The 16,248-nt window shown below is 58.6% G+C and carries 16 protein-coding genes and 3 tRNA genes; 10 read left to right on the top strand and 9 right to left on the bottom strand.

Annotation, left to right across the window (positions count from 1 at the left end; all coding sequences use genetic code 11):
- Positions 1–162: 162 nt before the first annotated feature.
- The 5 genes from rpsR to I6E42_RS05615 form a co-directional block, all read right to left on the bottom strand.
- Complete coding sequence (rpsR, locus tag I6E42_RS05635) at positions 163–402, bottom strand: 30S ribosomal protein S18 (RefSeq protein ID WP_412761287.1); 240 nt, start codon at positions 400–402, stop codon at positions 163–165.
- Positions 403–460: 58 nt separating this feature from the next.
- Entirely contained in the window at positions 461–958 is a 498-nt protein-coding gene (locus tag I6E42_RS05630) for a single-stranded DNA-binding protein (protein WP_235370951.1), read from the bottom strand.
- Between the two features lie 12 nt (positions 959–970).
- On the bottom strand, positions 971–1,267 hold the full coding sequence (rpsF, locus tag I6E42_RS05625; RefSeq protein WP_235370950.1) for a 30S ribosomal protein S6: 297 nt from the start codon (positions 1,265–1,267) through the stop codon (positions 971–973).
- A gap of 189 nt (positions 1,268–1,456) precedes the next feature.
- Positions 1,457–2,527 (bottom strand): PTS transporter subunit IIC, encoded by a 1,071-nt coding sequence (locus tag I6E42_RS05620; RefSeq protein WP_235370949.1) that lies wholly within the window; start codon positions 2,525–2,527, stop codon positions 1,457–1,459.
- Positions 2,528–2,641: 114 nt separating this feature from the next.
- Positions 2,642–3,154, bottom strand: coding sequence for a transcription repressor NadR (locus I6E42_RS05615; protein WP_235370948.1), 513 nt, complete (start codon positions 3,152–3,154; stop codon positions 2,642–2,644).
- A gap of 192 nt (positions 3,155–3,346) precedes the next feature.
- On the opposite strand from I6E42_RS05615, the gene proS reads away from it, so the two are divergent.
- From proS to I6E42_RS05600, 3 genes are all read left to right on the top strand, one after another.
- The gene (gene proS / locus I6E42_RS05610; RefSeq protein ID WP_235370947.1) at positions 3,347–4,792 is read left to right on the top strand and encodes a proline--tRNA ligase; all 1,446 of its coding nucleotides are present in this window, start codon (positions 3,347–3,349) and stop codon (positions 4,790–4,792) included.
- Positions 4,793–5,027: 235 nt separating this feature from the next.
- Positions 5,028–5,882, top strand: coding sequence for a DegV family protein (locus I6E42_RS05605; protein ID WP_235370946.1), 855 nt, complete (start codon positions 5,028–5,030; stop codon positions 5,880–5,882).
- A 110-nt stretch (positions 5,883–5,992) separates the two neighbouring features.
- Complete coding sequence (locus tag I6E42_RS05600; RefSeq protein WP_235370945.1) at positions 5,993–6,592, top strand: LysE family transporter; 600 nt, start codon at positions 5,993–5,995, stop codon at positions 6,590–6,592.
- Positions 6,593–6,595: 3 nt separating this feature from the next.
- On the opposite strand, the gene I6E42_RS05595 is transcribed toward I6E42_RS05600, so the two are convergent.
- Entirely contained in the window at positions 6,596–6,919 is a 324-nt protein-coding gene (locus I6E42_RS05595; RefSeq protein ID WP_235370944.1) for a sigma-70 family RNA polymerase sigma factor, read from the bottom strand.
- Positions 6,900–7,133, bottom strand: coding sequence for a hypothetical protein (locus tag I6E42_RS05590; RefSeq protein WP_235370943.1), 234 nt, complete (start codon positions 7,131–7,133; stop codon positions 6,900–6,902). Before I6E42_RS05590 ends, I6E42_RS05595 begins: the two co-directional genes overlap by 20 nt.
- Before the next feature lie 288 nt (positions 7,134–7,421).
- Between I6E42_RS05590 and I6E42_RS05585 the strand changes: the two genes are divergently transcribed.
- Both I6E42_RS05585 and I6E42_RS05580 read left to right on the top strand, forming a co-directional pair.
- Positions 7,422–7,497 (top strand) — tRNA-Thr (locus I6E42_RS05585).
- Positions 7,498–7,510: 13 nt separating this feature from the next.
- A tRNA-Tyr gene (locus I6E42_RS05580) sits at positions 7,511–7,595 on the top strand.
- A gap of 631 nt (positions 7,596–8,226) precedes the next feature.
- Here the strand turns inward: I6E42_RS05580 and I6E42_RS05575 are convergent.
- Both I6E42_RS05575 and I6E42_RS05570 read right to left on the bottom strand, forming a co-directional pair.
- On the bottom strand, positions 8,227–8,637 hold the full coding sequence (locus I6E42_RS05575; RefSeq protein WP_235370942.1) for a hypothetical protein: 411 nt from the start codon (positions 8,635–8,637) through the stop codon (positions 8,227–8,229).
- Positions 8,638–8,803: 166 nt separating this feature from the next.
- Positions 8,804–10,129 carry a glucose-6-phosphate isomerase gene (locus I6E42_RS05570; RefSeq protein ID WP_235370941.1) on the bottom strand — a complete coding sequence of 442 codons (1,326 nt, stop codon included), beginning with the start codon at positions 10,127–10,129 and terminating at the stop codon, positions 8,804–8,806.
- Between the two features lie 179 nt (positions 10,130–10,308).
- Here I6E42_RS05570 and I6E42_RS05565 point away from each other — a divergent pair.
- The 5 genes from I6E42_RS05565 to I6E42_RS05545 all read left to right on the top strand — a co-directional run bounded on the left by I6E42_RS05565 (position 10,309) and on the right by I6E42_RS05545 (position 16,166).
- A tRNA-Val gene (locus I6E42_RS05565) sits at positions 10,309–10,384 on the top strand.
- A gap of 161 nt (positions 10,385–10,545) precedes the next feature.
- Positions 10,546–11,757 (top strand): pyridoxal phosphate-dependent aminotransferase, encoded by a 1,212-nt coding sequence (locus I6E42_RS05560; RefSeq protein WP_235370940.1) that lies wholly within the window; start codon positions 10,546–10,548, stop codon positions 11,755–11,757.
- An 18-nt stretch (positions 11,758–11,775) separates the two neighbouring features.
- Positions 11,776–12,528, top strand: coding sequence for an aspartate dehydrogenase domain-containing protein (locus I6E42_RS05555; RefSeq protein WP_235370939.1), 753 nt, complete (start codon positions 11,776–11,778; stop codon positions 12,526–12,528).
- Between the two features lie 110 nt (positions 12,529–12,638).
- The gene (locus I6E42_RS05550; protein ID WP_235370938.1) at positions 12,639–13,088 is read left to right on the top strand and encodes a hypothetical protein; all 450 of its coding nucleotides are present in this window, start codon (positions 12,639–12,641) and stop codon (positions 13,086–13,088) included.
- Between the two features lie 87 nt (positions 13,089–13,175).
- Positions 13,176–16,166, top strand: a complete 2,991-nt coding sequence (locus tag I6E42_RS05545) for a diguanylate cyclase domain-containing protein (protein WP_235370937.1) — start codon at positions 13,176–13,178, stop codon at positions 16,164–16,166.
- Positions 16,167–16,248: the final 82 nt, after the last annotated feature.

Genomic DNA, 16,248 nt, shown 5'->3' with positions numbered 1-16,248 from the left:
CTGCTGCGTCTGCGCAAGCCGCCCGGTAGGGCGGGGGCTTGCCCCCGCCGCCGGAAATGGGCGGCGAAGGGAGAAGAATGCGGACCTTCCGATTTCAAAGCGGGAGAGGACAGAAGAACCCCCGAACCTCGATCGAGGTCCGGGGGTTCTTTTGATTTCAAATCAGTCGGTCACATAGGGCAGCAGGGCGATCTGACGGGCACGCTTGATGGCCTCGGTCAGCTGGCGCTGATGCATGGCGCAGGTGCCGGTGGTGCGGCGGGGCAGGATCTTGGCCCGCTCGGAAGTGAACCGGCGCAGCTTGGCGGCGTCCTTGTAATCGATCTGCTCGACCTTGTCCACGCAGAAGGCGCAGACCTTGCGGCGCTTGCGGCCGCGGGGAGCTCTGTTATCACGTTCCATAGCCATGGATTTAACCTCCTTTTACGACCATATACGGTCAAAGTATCACGGCGCGGCCTCAGAAGGGCAGCTCGCCGTCGTCATCAGAAAGCTCGGCAAACTGGTCCCCGTCCGCGGGAGGGGTCCCATAGCCGGAGGGTGCGGCGGGCGCGGAATAACCGCCTTGGCTGTAACCGCCCTGGGCGTAGCCGCCCTGGCTGTATCCGGCGGAGTAGCCTCCGCCTTCGCCGTCCCGCTTGGAATCGCCGAAATAGACGTTGTCGGCAACCACCTCGGCGCTGGTGCGCTTGTTGCCGTCCTTGTCGGTCCAGTCCCGCATTTGGAGCCGGCCCTCCACCACAGCCATGCGGCCCTTGGTGAAGTAGCGGCTGACAAACTCGGCGGTGGCCCGCCAAGCCACCACGTCGATCCAGTCGGTGGACCGCTCGCCGGTGGACTTGTCCTTGAAGTCCCGGTCCACCGCCAGACGGAAGGAGGCCACAGGGGTCCCGGTCTGGGTGCGCCGGAGCTCGGGGTCACGGGCCAGGCGGCCCATGATAATGATTCTGTTGAGCATAGCTGCTCCCCCTTACTGGTCCTTGCAGACGATCAGGGAACGCATCACGCCGTCGGTAATACGGAAGATACGGTCCAGCTCAGCGGGGATAGCGGCGGCAGCGGTGAAGGTCATCAGGACGTAGTAGCCCTCCATCAGGTCGTTGATGGGATAAGCCAGACGGCGCTTGCCCCACTCGTCGATCTCGGAGACGGTACCGTTGGCCTCGACCACGGCCTTGAACTTCGCCACCAGGGCGGCAATCTGCTCCTCGCTCAGAGCGGGATCCAGAATGTAGACCGCCTCATAGTTCGCATTGATCTTTGCCATATTTCTTGCACCTCCTTATGGACGTATGGCCCCCGGCCATCGCGCCGGGAGCAAGGATGTCACTGCCTCGCCATGGAGACAGGCTTAATTATTATACCGGAAACAGGGAAAATGTCAAGGAAAATTCCAAAATTTCTCGAAAAAATCCCGCCCGGAGCGTCCGGACGGGATTTTTGGAGCAAACTTGTTTTACTGGGGCAGGGTCAGGTCCCCCTCTTTGATCCAGCCCATCTTCCGCAGGACCTGGCAGAAGGCCCAGGAGAGGACGGCGGGGAGGACGAAGCAGATGAGGATCAGGCCCAGCCAGTGGAAAGCGGTGGGAGTGATGGTCACGGCGTTGACCATCTCCACGGCCTTTTCGCTGGGAGCCAGCCAGCCGGTCCACACGCCGATCTGGCCGCACAGGCCGCAGGTGCCCATGCCGGAGTTCACCGGAGCGCCGTTCATCTGCAGGCGGAAGAAGCAGGTGGCGATGGGGCCGGTGATGGCGGAGGCCAGGGTGGGGGGAATCCAGATGCGGGGGTTTTTCACGATGTTGGGCATCTGGAGCATGGAGGTGCCCAGGCCCTGAGACACCAGACCGCCCCAGCGGTTCTCTTTGAAGGACATGACGGCGAAGCCCACCATCTGGGCGCAGCAGCCCGCCACGGCGGCGCCTCCGGCCAGACCCACCAGACCCAGGGTGTGGCAGATGGCGGCGGAGGAGATGGGCAGGGTCAGGGCGATGCCCACCAGGACAGAGACGGCGATACCCATCCAGAAGGGCTGGAGCTCGGTGGTCTTGTTGATGAGGGCACCGAAGGCGTTGGCCACCGCGCCGATGGGGGGCGCGATGATGTAGGACAGGACCACGCCGGTGAAGATGGTGACGAAGGGGGTGACCAGGATATCCACCTTTGTCTCCTTGGACACGGCCTTGCCCACTTCGGCGGCGATGATGGCGATGAACAGGACGGCCAGCGGTCCGCCCGCGCCGCCCTTGGCGTTGGCGGCCTGGCCCACGGCTGCCAAGGAGAACAGGACCAGGGGGTCCGCCTTTAACGCGTAGCCGATGGCCACGGCCATGGCCGGAGCGGCCATGGCGCTGGCAAAGCCGCCCATTTCCACCAGGAACTCCAGGGACAGCTGCTGACCCAGGGTCTTGATGATGGTGCCGATGAGCAGGGAGCAGAACAGGCCCTGGGCCATGGCCCCCAGGGCGTCGATGCCGTACCGCTTGGCGGAGATGACGATGTTTTTCCGTTTCAGGAATTCTTTCATAAGGACACACCCTCTTATGCAGAAAATGAGGTTCACAGGTGTCAAGACACATGTAAACCTCATTCTAATCAAAAGTGTGGATTTGTCAAGCCCTTTTTCTTCGGACAGGAGGGTTTACTCCTCCAGCAGGACGCCCTGGGCCTTGAGGGCCGTCCGGACCCGCAGGAAGGCGTCCTCGTCGGGGCAGGAAACGGTGTGCAGGTGGATGCCCTCGGTGAGCAGGGACAGGGGGGCGGCGGACTCCTTCCGGCACCGGGCCACAAACTGGCCCACGTCGTACCGGCTGGACAGCTGGAGGGGGCCGGTGAGCTGGCCGTAAATGGGGTGATCCACAATGACGTCGATGACGGTGCAGCCCTGGTCCACGATGGCGTTGAGCTCCGCCTCCATCTGTTCTCCGGTGTGGCGGCAGGCCAGAGTACGGACCAGTCCGCCGCTCTCCCGGGGAAGCACATAGCCCCGGGGGGTGGCGGCGATGTCCATGCCCCCCGCCCGCAGCAGGGCCACGTCCCCTACGATGATCTGGCGGCTGACGAAAAATTCTCTGGCCAGGGCGGCGGCGCTCACCGGGCCCTCCGCCTGGGCCAGACGCTGGGCGATGGCCTGTCTTCTCTCTTGGGCGTCCATGGAACAGCCCCTCCTTTGTGTCAAGTGTGATGTCTTGACGGTAGTATACCATGGGAATGGGAAAACCGCAACGGCGGGAGAACGGCTTTTTTCCAGGACTTTGGCCGGAAACCTTGACTTTTCCCCAGGGAATTCATATTATAGGTAATACGAGTTTTCCAATCCATTTTATAGACAAAGGACTGAAACGATATGGCTCAGAATCCCAACAAGAAGCAGGTGACCGAGATCACCGATATGGAGGTGGACTTCGCCCAGTGGTACACCGACGTGTGCAAGAAGGCGGAGCTCATCGACTACTCCTCCATCAAGGGTATGTTTATCTACCGCCCTTACGGGTATGCTATCTGGGAGAACATCCAGAAGGAGCTGGACAAGAAGTTCAAGGAGACCGGCCATGAGAACGTGGCCATGCCCATGCTGATCCCCGAGTCCCTGCTCCAGAAGGAGAAGGACCACGTGGAGGGCTTCGCTCCCGAGTGCGCCTGGGTCACCTACGGAGGCGGCGAGAAGCTGGAGGAGCGCTACTGCATCCGGCCCACCTCTGAGACCCTGTTCTGTGAGCATTTCAAGAACATCATCCACTCCCACCGGGACCTGCCCAAGAAGTACAACCAGTGGTGCTCCGTCCTGCGCTGGGAGAAGACCAGCCGCCCCTTCCTGCGCCACCGGGAGTTCCTGTGGCAGGAGGGCCACACCATGCACGCCACCGAGGAGGAGGCCCGGGAGGAGACCCAGCGGATGCTGAACATCTACGCCGACTTCATGGAGAACGTGCTGGCCATGCCCGTGGTCAAGGGCCGCAAGACCGACAAGGAGAAGTTCAACGGCGCCGAGGAGACCTACACTGTGGAGTGCATGATGCACGACCGGAAGGCGCTCCAGGCCGGCACCAGCCACTACTTCGGCGACGGCTTCGCCAAGGCCTTCGACATCACCTTCACCGGCAAGGACAACCAGCTCCACAACCCCCATCAGACCAGCTGGGGCGTGTCCACCCGGATGATCGGCGGCATCATCATGACCCATGGCGACAATAACGGCCTGGTGCTGCCCCCCCGCATCGCCCCCGTCCAGGCCATGGTCATCCCCGTGGCCCAGCACAAGGAGGGCGTGCTGGAGGCCGCGTCCAAGCTGCTGGAGCGGCTCCAGGCTGCCGGCATCCGGGCCAAGATGGACGACTCCGACCAGTCCATGGGCTGGAAGGCCGCTGAGTACGAGATGAAGGGCGTGCCCCTGCGGGTGGAGATCGGCCCCAAGGATATGGAGAAGGACCAGTGCTGCGTCTGCCGCCGGGATTCCGGGGAAAAGGTGTTTGTGCCCCTGGCCCAGCTGGAGGACACTGTTAAGCGTCTGCTGGATGAGGTGCACCAGAGCCTGTTTGAGCGGGCCAAGAAGAACCTGGAGGAGCACACCAAGGTGTGCATGACCCTGGAAGAGGTCAAGGAATTCATGGAGACCGAGGGCGGCTTTGCCAAGACCATGTGGTGCGGCGATCTGGAGTGCGAGCTGAAGATGAAGGAGGAGGCCGGCGTCTCCTCCCGGTGCATGCCGCTGGTCCAGGAGCAGGTGTCTGACATCTGCGTGTGCTGCGGCAAGCCCGCCAAGCACATGATCTACTGGGGCGTGGCGTACTGAGAAGCGAAGGGACTTATGACTGCGCCGCGAACAGCCGCAGCGTGACAACGAGGAGCGCGGAGGCGTCGTCAGCAGCGCGGCTGCCGGCATACCGCGGAAAAGATCAAATCACCAGAAGCAGGGGCCGGCACAGCCGGCCCCTGTTCGGCCATCCGTCCGGCGGGAGGGCTGGCCGGACCTGTATGGAGTGAGCGGCGGGCGGCGTTCCGTCCCGCCGGACGGAGAGAGGAACAACATGACAAACATTGCGATCGTCACCGATACCACCAGCGGCCTGACCCCTCAGGAGGCCCGGGAGCTGGGAGTGGAGCTGCTGCCCATGCCCATGACCATCAACGGGCAGGAATATCTGGAGACTGTTGACCTGGACCGGGCCTTCTTTTTCCGCAGCCAGGCGGAGGGGGCCGATATCACTACCTCCCAGCCCGCCCCCGGGGCCCTCGCGGACCTGTGGGACAAGCTGCTGCAGGAGCGGGAGGGGGTCCTGTACCTGCCCATGACCAGCGGTCTGAGCAGCTCCTACACCACCGCCGCTACCCTAGCCGGCTTCTATGAGGGCCGGGTGGCTGTGGCGGACACCCGGCGTATCTCCGTGCCCCTGTGGCAGATGGTCCAGGACGCCCTGACCCTGGCCCGCCGGGACATGCCCCTGGAGCAGATCTGCCGCCGGCTGGAGGAAAAGGCCCTGTGCTCCAGCATCTACATCACCCCGGTCACCCTGGAGTATTTGAAAAAAGGCGGCCGCATCACCCCCGCAGCCGCCGCCATCGGCACAGTGCTCAATGTCAAGCCGGTGCTCCAGATCCAGGGCGGCGGCGTGGACGCCTTCGCCAAAGTCCGTGGCATGAAGCAGGCGGTGGAAAAGATGTTCTCCGCCCTGGACCAGGACCTGGCCACCCGGTTCGCCGGGAAAAAGACCCGGGTCTTTGCCGCCTACTCCGGGGAGGAGTCGGTGGGTGAAAATTGGAAGGCCCAGATGGAGGCCCACTATGGGGAACGGTTCGTCCGCATCGATCCCCTGGCCCTGAACATCTGCTGCCACACCGGTCCCGGCGCCATCGCCCTGGGCTGTGCGGAGTATGAGGAGTAGGGGAACACAGGAAGGAACTTCCTCCCCGCCACTGGAAATCAAAGGAAAAGCCGGGGACCGGTTTGAAGCGGTCCCCGGCTTTGTTCCATAGGAAAAAGAAAGGTCGTGCCATGATGCCGGTTTCCCTGATCCCCGCCTTTCTGATCTACTGCTTTGTGGGGGGCATTACGCCTGGCCCGGCCAACCTGTGTTCCCTGTCCGCCGCCCTTCGGTACGGACGGGGCCCCGCCCTGAAGCAGTGGCGGGGACTGTTCGTGGGCTTCTTTCTGGTGTCCATGGGGGCGGTGGCGGTCACCTATTGCCTGGGCACCCTGCTCAGCGGATATGTGGGTTGGCTGGCATGGATGGGGGCCGCCTACCTGCTGTGGATGGCGTGGCACATGCTCCGCTCAGCGGGGGTGACGGCGGCGGAGTCCGACCCGTCCTACCCCTCCTTCCGAAACGGGCTGCTGCTCCAGCTGACCAATGTAAAAGTGATCATATTCTGCCTGACCGCCCTGTCCGGCTATGTGCTGCCCTACCGGCAGTCCCTCCCATGGCTGCTGGCGGTGGGCCTGTTCCTGCCCTTTACCGGCCCTGTGGCCAATTTGGTGTGGCTGTTTGCGGGCGCGTCCCTCCAAAAGATCTTTCAGGACCACCGCAAGACGGTGGATGTGGTCATGGCCGTCTCCCTGGCCCTGTGTGCCCTGAGTTTGGTGTGGCCCCATTGAGGGCTAAGGCTTGTCCATGTTCCGCAGGTAGTTTTCCGCCCCGTAGCGCAGGCAGCGCTGGAGCCGCCGCTCCCCCCGCTTGATGGTCCGGGAGATGGTGGATTTGTCCACGCCCAGCCGCGCTCCAATCTCCCGCATGTTCAGGCCCTCCGCGTAGTACATGGTCAGCGCCTGGCGCTGCCGGGGGGTCACGTCCTCCTGCAGGGCCCGGATCAAGTTGCGTTTCAGCCGGTTGACTTCCCTGCTGTTGTCCTCCGCCATCTGCCGGGTATACACCGCCATATCGGCGGCATACGCCTTGCCCCGCCTATATCGTGTATTTGGCATTCCGCCGGTACCCCCTGTCGTAGTAGCGTTCGGTGAGGACGGCCAGCTCCTGGGCTTCCCGCAGCATGGTGGACAGCATTCGGATGCGGTCCTGGAGCTGGCTGCTCTCCTCCGGGTCCTCGGTCCTCTCCATCCGGAATTGGAGCTGGCAGATGCGCAGGTCCAGCGCCCGGGCGTGGGCCCGGTATTCCACAGAAAGTTCTTGCAAGGTCATAACAGTTCGTTCTCCTCCTCTTGTTCCAACCGGGACAGGCAGACGGCGCAGACGGTCCGTCCCCGCCAGAGCCCGGTCCGGTCCCAGTGGTATTGCTCCCCTCCGCACAGGGCGCACAGACAGGCGCAGGGTTCCTGCTGGCTGTCCTCCAGGGGCGGTTTCAGCCTCCGCGTGTCCCCTCTCTCCCTTCTGCCCTGACGAAAAAACAGGAAAGAATTTTGAAAATGTGCTTGACAATCCAACCGCCTTTTAGTATAATATCCCTTGCTGTTGGACAGACACTGATGTGCTGGTGTAGCTCAGCCGGTAGAGCAGCTGATTTGTAATCAGCAGGTCGGGGGTTCGAATCCGTCCACCAGCTCCACAACTTCATATTTGGAGGAGTTCCCGAGTGGCCAAAGGGGGCAGACTGTAAATCTGTTGCGTTTCGCTTCGGTGGTTCGAATCCACCCTCCTCCACCACGTCGTCGCAAGCTACATATCGCTTGCGACGATTTTTTATAAAATCGTCGTGCGCTCATTCCGCTGCTCCTCCTTTCCAAACCACAACCACTTTGTTGGGTTGTGGTTTGGTGACCGCCCTGCGGGCGGTTTTGGCTGCCGTTTTTATGCTCCGCACCAAAACCCATCGTGCGCTCATTCCGCTGCTCCCCGCTTCCGAATCGAACCCGCTGCGCCGGGCTTCGATTCGGGCTGTGAACGAAACTATCCGGAATGGAAGTCACCCAACAGAAAGACAGTGATCCCGACAGGGATCGCCGTTTTTCCTGTTTGAGCACAGATGGGGCAGCGGCCCTGCGGCACGGAAAGAGTGCCTGCGCATTTTCCGGCGGTTCTGCTTGAAAGCTAAGGGCAGGTATAGAACTAATGTTCTATACCTGCCCTTAGGATACTCCTAATTCTGTGTTCTGTCAACCTCCGGAAGAGGACCTTTTTTCCGCCGCAGACCGGGATAAGGGACTTTGAAACATGCCCTGGGTCTGCCGGGACCAAGGAGCCGGCCGGCGGAGTTCTCGTCGGCGTATATAAAAAATGGCCGCTGTCTTAAGACAGCGGCCATTTTTTATGTTGTTTCAGGCATGGGCAGAAGAGATCAGAAATACTTCTTAACACCCTCGGGGGCCAGAGACTCGTCGTCGCTGATGGTGATGGTGAACTTGATGTTGTGCTTCTCACCGAAGTTGTTCAGCCAATCCAGGAACTTCTCCGTCTCATTGTCGCACTCGCTGCCGACGATCTTGGTCAGGCTGTCAATAAAGATATGGGTAATGTCGTAGTTGCCGGCATACAGGCCGCTGACGAAGCCCTTCAGGGCGGTGTAGTTGGCAATATCATACTGACTGGCTTCCACCAGGCGAATCTGATAGTGAATGTCGAAGGTCAGCTTATTGCCCTTCTCAATGCAAACCACGTTGCCGTGCTCGGTCTGGACAGCGCTGTTGATCATATCGATCATCTGCTTGGTCTTACCGGAGCCCTTCTTGCCCATGATGACTCGAATCATGTGTATCACTCCTTAACGAATTGCCGTAGGGAATGGTTCCCTTTGCTTGTTAACACTGTACCATATTGGGGGGGCTTTTTCAACTGAATTATTGTGAATTTTTTGCGGAGGGGCGGAACGGGAGAAAAAGTTCCGTTCCCCTGGAGAAATCTAGACTGCAAACGGCTTAGAGACGGGCCTCCAGCTCGGCCTTCAGCTCCTCGTAGCCGGGCTTGCCCAGAAGGGCGAACATGTTCTTCTTGTAGGCCTCCACGCCGGGCTGGTTGAAGGGGTTGACCTCCAACAGATAGCCGGACAGGCCGCAGACATACTCGAAGAAATAGATCAGCCAGCCCACGCTGCTCTCGCTGATGGCGGGCAGCTCCAGCAGGATGTTGGGCACGCCGCCGTCCACATGGGCCAAGATCACGCCCCGCATGGCCTTTTCAGCCACAAAGGACAGGGGCTTGCCGGCCAGGAAGTTCAGGCCGTCCGCGTTGTCGGGGTCGGTGGGGATGATGAACTCACCCTTGGGGGCGAACTTGACCACCGTCTCGAACATGAGGCGCTCGCCTTCCTGGATATACTGGCCCATGGAGTGCAGGTCGGCGGTGAATTCCACGCTGGCGGGGAAGATGCCCTTGCCGTCCTTGCCCTCGCTCTCGCCGTACAGCTGCTTCCACCACTCGGCAAAGAAGCGGAAGGGGGGCTCATAGCAGGCCAGCAGCTCCACCTTCTTGCCGCTCTGGTACAGGGCGTGGCGGGCGGCGGCATACTGCCAGGCGGGGTTGTCCAGTCCGGGAACGGCCAGCTCGGTCATGGCCTGAGCGGCGCCGGCCATCAGCGCCTCGATGTCAATGCCGGCGGCGGCGATGGGCAGCAGGCCCACGGCGGTAAGGACGGAATAGCGGCCACCCACGTCATCGGGCACCACGAACTCCTCATAGCCCTCGCCGTCGGCCAGGCCCTTCAGGGCGCCCCGGGCCTTGTCGGTGGTGGCGTAAATGCGTTCCCGTGCGCCCTCCTTGCCGTACTTCTCCTCCAGCATGCCCTTGAAAATGCGGAAGGCCACGGCGGGCTCAGTGGTGGTGCCGGACTTGGAGATGACGTTGACGGAGAAGTCCCGGTCGCCGATGAGGGAGATGAGCTCCAGCAGAGCGTCGGTGGACAGGCCGTTGCCGGCAAAGTAGATGTCAGGGGTGTCTTTCTTCTTCAGGTTGTAATTGGGGGAGGCCAGCAGCTCGATGACAGCCCGGGCGCCCAAGTAAGAGCCGCCGATGCCGATGACGACCAGCACCTGGGACTGCTGTTGGATCTTCTGGGCGGCAGCCTTGATCCGGGCGAACTCCTCCTTGTCGTAGTCCCGGGGCAGGGTCACCCAGCCGGTGAAGTCGCCGCCGGGGCCGTCGTGGTTGGCCAGCATGGCGGCGGCCTTCTCCAGACCGGCCTGACGGCTGGACACATAGTCCTGAGAAAGGAAACCAGACAGCTTAGAGCAATCGAGTTTTAACATATACAATCCTCCTTTAGAGAATGGGGTTAGCTATATTCATTATATCATAGTTTGCCAAAGGTTTCATTGAAAATATAAAAGAAAATGGAGTGCAGCGGGAAAAAATCTTTTTTTCGGGAGAGATGCGAAAAAGGTGTTGACAAAATAAATAAGAGCGGGTATAATAATCCATGCTGTTCGGATGATTAGCTCAGCTGGTAGAGCATCCGCTTGACGTGCGGGAGGTCACAGGTTCGAGTCCTGTATCGTCCACCAGAACAAACCCTTGAAGCTGTAAGGCTTCAAGGGTTTTTATTTTTATCCGGTTATGCTCAATCGTATATTGGACCGGAATGCCTCCCGATGGTATAATGGGATCAGAAGGAACTGGCGCCCAAGCGGAGGGGGCCGGATCGCGGACTAAGGAGGTATTTTACATGACCATTCAGGAAAAATTTGCAAAACTGGGGATCGATAATGCCCCCGGCCAGGAGACCCTTCAAAAGTCTCAGGCGCTGGAGCTGCGCTGCGGGAAGCTGGAGGGCGCGCCTGTGGACTTCTCTCACGGAGATGTGGACGCCCACATCCCCACCCCCGGCAGCTTTGAGGTATTTGCCGCCGGTGTGGAGGAGGGGGGAGCCCAGGCCTATACCCCCTACCGCGGCCGCAAGGAGATCCTGGAGCACGTGGCAAGCAGCCTGTCCAAATTCACCGGAGCCGCCGTCGACCCCGCTCAGAACGTGATCCTGACCCCGGGTACCCAGGGCGCCCTGTTCCTGGCCATGGGAGCCAATATCATGCCCGGGGACAAAGTGGCCATCGTGGAGCCGGACTATTTTGCCAACCGGAAGATGGTGGAGTTTTTCGGCGGCCAGATGGTGGCCGTACCCATGGCATATGATAGGGTCCAGACCGGAGCAGGCATCGCCCTGGCGGCCCTGGAACAGGCCTTCCGCCAGGGCGCAAAGCTGTTCCTGTTCTCCAATCCAAATAACCCGGTGGGCTGTGTGTACTCCTATGACGAGATTGTCTCCATCGCGGCGATGGCGAAGCAGTATAACGCCACCCTGCTGGTGGACGAACTGTACTCCCGCCAGCTCTACCCCGGCGTCCAGTACACCCACCTCTGCGCTCAGAAAGAGATCCCTGAAAATCTCATCACCATTATCGGTCCCTCCAAGACGGAGTCTCTCAGCGGCTACCGCTTGGGTGTGGCCTTCGGCACCGCGGAGATCATCGAGCGCATGGAGAAGCTACAGGCTGTCATGGCCCTGCGCTGCAGCGGCTACAACCAGGCGGTGTTCAAAACCTGGTTCAACGAGCCGGAGGGCTGGATGGAAGCCCGTGTGGCGGCTCACCGGGAGATCCGGGACGCCATCATGGCCAAGCTGGAAGGGGTGCCCGGCGTCTCCGCCCGGCCCACCGAGGGCGGCAGCTACCTGTTTGTCACCATCCCGGAGCTGGACGTGAGCCTGCACCAGTTCATCCGCATCCTGCGCCAGCTGGCAGGGGTCACCGTGACGCCCGGCACTGAATTCGGTCCCCAATATCTCCACCAGTTCCGCATCAATTTCTCCCAGGATAAGGAGAAGGCCGTGGCAGCCATGGAGCGGCTGCTGGCCATTCTGGAACTCTACCGCAAACATTGATGGAATGGAGGGAATACTATGAAAAAAATCGCGTTTTTGGGCGGCGGAAAGATTGGCCGCAATATGATGAAGCATGTTCAGGAGAACGGCAAGGCTGAGGTGGCCTTCGTCTACGATCCCTTCCTGAAGGAAAACGATCTCAACGGCATCCCTGTGGTCAAAGAAGTGACGGACGAAATGTTGGAGGGGCTGGACCTGGTGGTGGAGTGCGCCAACGCCGACGTGGTCGCCCAGTTCATGGTCAGGGTTTTGAAATACACCGACTTCATGCCCTTCTCCATGACCGCTTTCCGGGATGACGGCCTGCGGGCCGGGGCTGAGGCCGCCGCTAAGGAACACGGCCACATGGTCTATCTGCCCCACGGCGCCATTTTGGGCCTGGACGGCATTTTTGACGGACGCAGCGAGCTGACCGAGGTCACGGTGGAGACCATCAAGAGCCCCGCCAGCCTGGGACGCGCTGACACGGAGTATACGGTCCTGTATGAGGGCCCCACCCGTAAGGCCGCCGAACTCTACCCCCGCAACGTCAATGTTCACGCGGCCATCGCCCTGGCCGGTATCGGCTTTGACAAGACCCGGTCCAAGATCATCGCCGATCCCTCCGTCCACACCAACACCCACCTCATCCATCTGGTTGGCAAAGGAATTGACTTTACCATTCGTGTCTCCAGCTTCTCCGAAGGCGGTGTAACCGGAAAGTATACGCCGCTGTCCGCCTGCGGCAGTCTGGACCGTGTGCTGGGCGGCGCAGGCTTCCAGTTCGTTTGATGCACAGCCAAGGCGGCAGGTAAGAAGTAAAATTAGTATGGATTACGTGCGAGCAACGACGCGAACACGGAACAGCGAGAGAAAAAATTGATTTCTTTGAGAACGACACAGTGATCGTGACGCAGGTCCCTTTCAAAGAAGGTAAAAAGGTCGATTCAGATGAGCTTTTCGTAAAAATTCTGGCTCAGAATGAATCTGAAACGCAGAGGCTCAAACTATCAAGCACCTTTGACAGTTTGGGCGTTCTGCTTTTTATGGATATATTTTTTTGCCGTGTGCTGGACATGCGGGTGTATGAGGCGGTGAAACCGGGGGACGGGGAGCCGAGCTTGCCCATGATCCGCTTGAAGCGGTCGCAGACGGCACACCTTCTTGGGAAGGGACCCGCAGCAGCGCGTAAGCGCAAACAAGGCGAAAGCCGTCCCGTGCCGCAGTGTTCCCCTGCGTCCTCAGGGCTGCTCTTTGTGCGCGGCATCACGCAGAAATTGGAGACGATGCATTCTGCAACGGCCCCGCTCATTTGGCGGTATAGCTCAGGCAAAATTCCTGCGAAGTATTGATGTTTATAGGGAAATAGTGTATAAATGTAATCGAAAGATGCGCTTAAAACCGGGAAATATTACCCTGAGAAGGACGGGGAATCCAGTATGCACGCATTGTTTTTGGATTGTTATATCAAGATTTCCATCCTGATCGCCTTGACTGACGGGGTCCTGGCTATCAAATCCATTCTGAAGAACAAGACCACAGGGAGGTACTTGGGATTTGCCTGCGCCGGTGCGGCTGTGGTGGATATCAGTTACCTGATCAGCATCCTGAACAACGATTATCTCTGCGTCTCGGTCATGTCCAGCATCTATTTTGTCAATATCGACATCATGCTGATCTGCCTTCTCATTTTCACCGTTTATTTTACAAAAGGGAAATTTACAACGCTCGGAAAAAGGGCGATCGGCTTAAGCGTTCTGTATGCAATATTTGAGGCCGTGATTTTTACCATTAATCCCTTTTGCGAAATTGCCGTCCATTACGTCCGGAGAGATACATACATTGCGAAGTACAGCTATCAAATGAAGCCGCTGTATTGGATGCATCTCCTTTTTACATACACTCTGGTGGCGGTGATCCTGATCCTGCTGATCCGGAAGCTGCGGAGGATTCCTCAGGAGTACCGTTCCCAGTACCGCTATGTGATCCTCGGGATCGTGACGATCGTTGCAGTGAACGGTGTGTTTCTCTACTGGCCGGGCGTGAGTATCTATAACCTCCTGGACTATTCCATCTGTGGGTACAGTTTAACGGCCTTTTTGCTTTATTGGAGCTGTTTCGAATACTCGACCCACGGCATGCTGAACTGTCTGAAAACCAGTATTTTTGAAAATATCGGCCAGGGAATCGTCTTGTTTGACTATCATGACCACCTGATCCTCCATAACAAAAGAGCGGATGATCTTCTGGGCGGCATCCAGATGGAACAGTGCGCGGAATTGAAGGATTTTCTGAACTGCTACGGCCTGTCTCTGAATTCTGAAACGGAAAATGACAGCTTTTCCCTCCAATGCTATATCAAGAAAGAGGAGGAAATCAGGCCGCTTCGGTGTGATATCCGCAGTCTGAAAAACGAAAAGGAGCAAAGGCTTGGGCAGTTGTTTGTGTTTTCGGACGCGGCGCTTGAGACTGACCTGCTGACCGGCTTTCAAAACTTGGAGAGCTTCCGAATGTTTGTCCGGGATCAGCCAAACACATTCCCCTGTCCCACAGCGGTGGCCATTTGCGACATCAACAGTTTGTCGGTCATCAACAGCACCATGGGAAACCATGTGGGGGACCAAAAAATCAGACTGCTCGCGGATACCATGCGTCAATATTTTCCAAAGCACGCCTATTATGTGCGTGGTTTGGAAGCGCATCTCATCGCCCTGTGCAGCCACAGCAGTGAGGCCGAGATGCAGGACTGCATGGAGCGGGTCAAACAAAACTTCTCCGGTAAGATACAGTACGCGGTCAGCATGTTTACAAAGGAATCACCGGATATCGTTCAGACCGTCTACGCGGCATCACAAGCAATGCGCGCAAAGAAGCTCTTGGACCGGGAGTCGATCCATTCTGAAATGCTGACGTCCCTGGTTCGGGCCCTTCAGGAATGTGACAGCGACACGGAACACCATGTACGGCGCACACAGCTGATGGGAGAAACGCTTGGAAAGCGGATCGAGCTGACAGACATCCAGCAGAGCAATCTATCCCTGCTCTGCCTGCTGCATGACATCGGCAAAATCGGAATTCCGCTGGAAATACTGAATAAGCCGGGGAAGCTTTCCGAAGAAGAATGGAAGATCCTGCGCTCTCATACGCAAAAAGGCTACGATATTGCCAACAGCAATACCGAGTTGAAGGGGATCGCGGAGGATATCCTGCACCATCACGAGCGCTGGGACGGTACGGGGTATCCGGACGGTCTGAGCGGAGAGAGTATTCCGCTCCTGTCCAGAGTGATCGCCGTGGTGGACGCGTATGACGCCATGGTCAATGACCGGTCTTATAGGCGGGCTGTGCCGGTTGCAAAGGCCATGGAAGAATTGAAACGGTGCGCGGGTACCCAATTTGACCCATATATCGTATCGGAGTTTCTCGAAAGCCTGAAGGAAAATCCGCCGGAAGCGGAAGAAAACCGGGTGCTGTCGGAAGCGTCCGGAGATACTCCTCAGGACGAGAAAGAAAGCACCGGCAGTGAGAGCGCGGAAAAACGGCATAATGTCCATCTGGTGCCATATAGCCGGTATTTGCTGGATGATTCCATGTATATCGTGTCTGTGGATGAGAATTTCGAGCGGATGACAGGGTATACAGCGGAAGATATCCGGCAGACGCCCATACGCCAGGCGGATCTGATCCCCGACGAGGACCGCATAGAATATCTGTGTCAGACCAACGCCAGCCTTGCCAAGAATCCGCTGGTGTTTCAGGAACATAAGATTCGGCGAAAGGACGGCTCTGACATTTATGTGTTTTGCTGCGGCAGAATATATTATGATTCAGCCGTGCGCGCCGAACGCTCGGAGATCATCATCGCTGACGTGACCAACACCTATTCCATGAAGATGCTGATGGCCGCGGAACAAAATAAGGCGCAGGTCCGGTTGAGATACTGGGAACGCACGTACCGAAGGGATTCTCTCACGGGGCTGTTGAATCACGCGGCATTCCGCAGCGATGTGGAATTGAAGATCCTGGAGGGTAGATCCAAAGTCATGATGCTGATGGTCGATGTGGACCGGTTTAAGGAGTACAACGATACATTCGGGCATCATAACGGCGATAAGTTCCTGATTTTAGCCGCGCAGACACTGATGACGTCTTTGCGGAAAGAGGACCGCGCCTGCCGCATGGGCGGAGACGAGTTCGCAGCGGCACTCTTTTTTGATAAGGACACGCCTGACGCACAATTGCGGGAACGTGCGCAGCAGATTTTTGATAAGGTCAATATTACGCTGAAAGCGGTAGAAGGCGGAACAGGGATCTCCATGGGTATGGTCATCGCAGAATCGGAAACGACGTTCAACCAGCTGTATGAAGCGGCGGATAAAGCCCTTTACCATGCGAAGGATCGCGGCCGGGGAAGACTGTCTGTTTTGTAAGCCGGGATTTCCAAAGTCTGTAGAATGAAAACAACCACCAGCTTCGAAGCTGGTGGTTGTTTTTATGTGGGCACGTCCCTGT

The sequence above is a fragment of the Pseudoflavonifractor phocaeensis genome (genome assembly GCF_021531815.1).
GTDB lineage: Bacteria > Bacillota > Clostridia > Oscillospirales > Oscillospiraceae > Lawsonibacter > Lawsonibacter phocaeensis_A.
Note: the sequence above shows the minus strand (reverse complement) of the source record. Positions and strands in the feature narration are given on the sequence as shown.

Coding starts and splice junctions, on each gene's coding strand:
- rpsR (WP_412761287.1), bottom strand. CDS start 402: ATGGAACGTGATAACAGAGCTCCCCGCGGCCGCAAGCGCCGCAAGGTC.
- I6E42_RS05630 (WP_235370951.1), bottom strand. CDS start 958: ATGCTCAACAGAATCATTATCATGGGCCGCCTGGCCCGTGACCCCGAG.
- rpsF (WP_235370950.1), bottom strand. CDS start 1,267: ATGGCAAAGATCAATGCGAACTATGAGGCGGTCTACATTCTGGATCCC.
- I6E42_RS05620 (WP_235370949.1), bottom strand. CDS start 2,527: ATGAAAGAATTCCTGAAACGGAAAAACATCGTCATCTCCGCCAAGCGG.
- I6E42_RS05615 (WP_235370948.1), bottom strand. CDS start 3,154: ATGGACGCCCAAGAGAGAAGACAGGCCATCGCCCAGCGTCTGGCCCAG.
- proS (WP_235370947.1), top strand. CDS start 3,347: ATGGCTCAGAATCCCAACAAGAAGCAGGTGACCGAGATCACCGATATG.
- I6E42_RS05605 (WP_235370946.1), top strand. CDS start 5,028: ATGACAAACATTGCGATCGTCACCGATACCACCAGCGGCCTGACCCCT.
- I6E42_RS05600 (WP_235370945.1), top strand. CDS start 5,993: ATGATGCCGGTTTCCCTGATCCCCGCCTTTCTGATCTACTGCTTTGTG.
- I6E42_RS05595 (WP_235370944.1), bottom strand. CDS start 6,919: ATGCCAAATACACGATATAGGCGGGGCAAGGCGTATGCCGCCGATATG.
- I6E42_RS05590 (WP_235370943.1), bottom strand. CDS start 7,133: ATGACCTTGCAAGAACTTTCTGTGGAATACCGGGCCCACGCCCGGGCG.
- I6E42_RS05575 (WP_235370942.1), bottom strand. CDS start 8,637: ATGATTCGAGTCATCATGGGCAAGAAGGGCTCCGGTAAGACCAAGCAG.
- I6E42_RS05570 (WP_235370941.1), bottom strand. CDS start 10,129: ATGTTAAAACTCGATTGCTCTAAGCTGTCTGGTTTCCTTTCTCAGGAC.
- I6E42_RS05560 (WP_235370940.1), top strand. CDS start 10,546: ATGACCATTCAGGAAAAATTTGCAAAACTGGGGATCGATAATGCCCCC.
- I6E42_RS05555 (WP_235370939.1), top strand. CDS start 11,776: ATGAAAAAAATCGCGTTTTTGGGCGGCGGAAAGATTGGCCGCAATATG.
- I6E42_RS05545 (WP_235370937.1), top strand. CDS start 13,176: ATGCACGCATTGTTTTTGGATTGTTATATCAAGATTTCCATCCTGATC.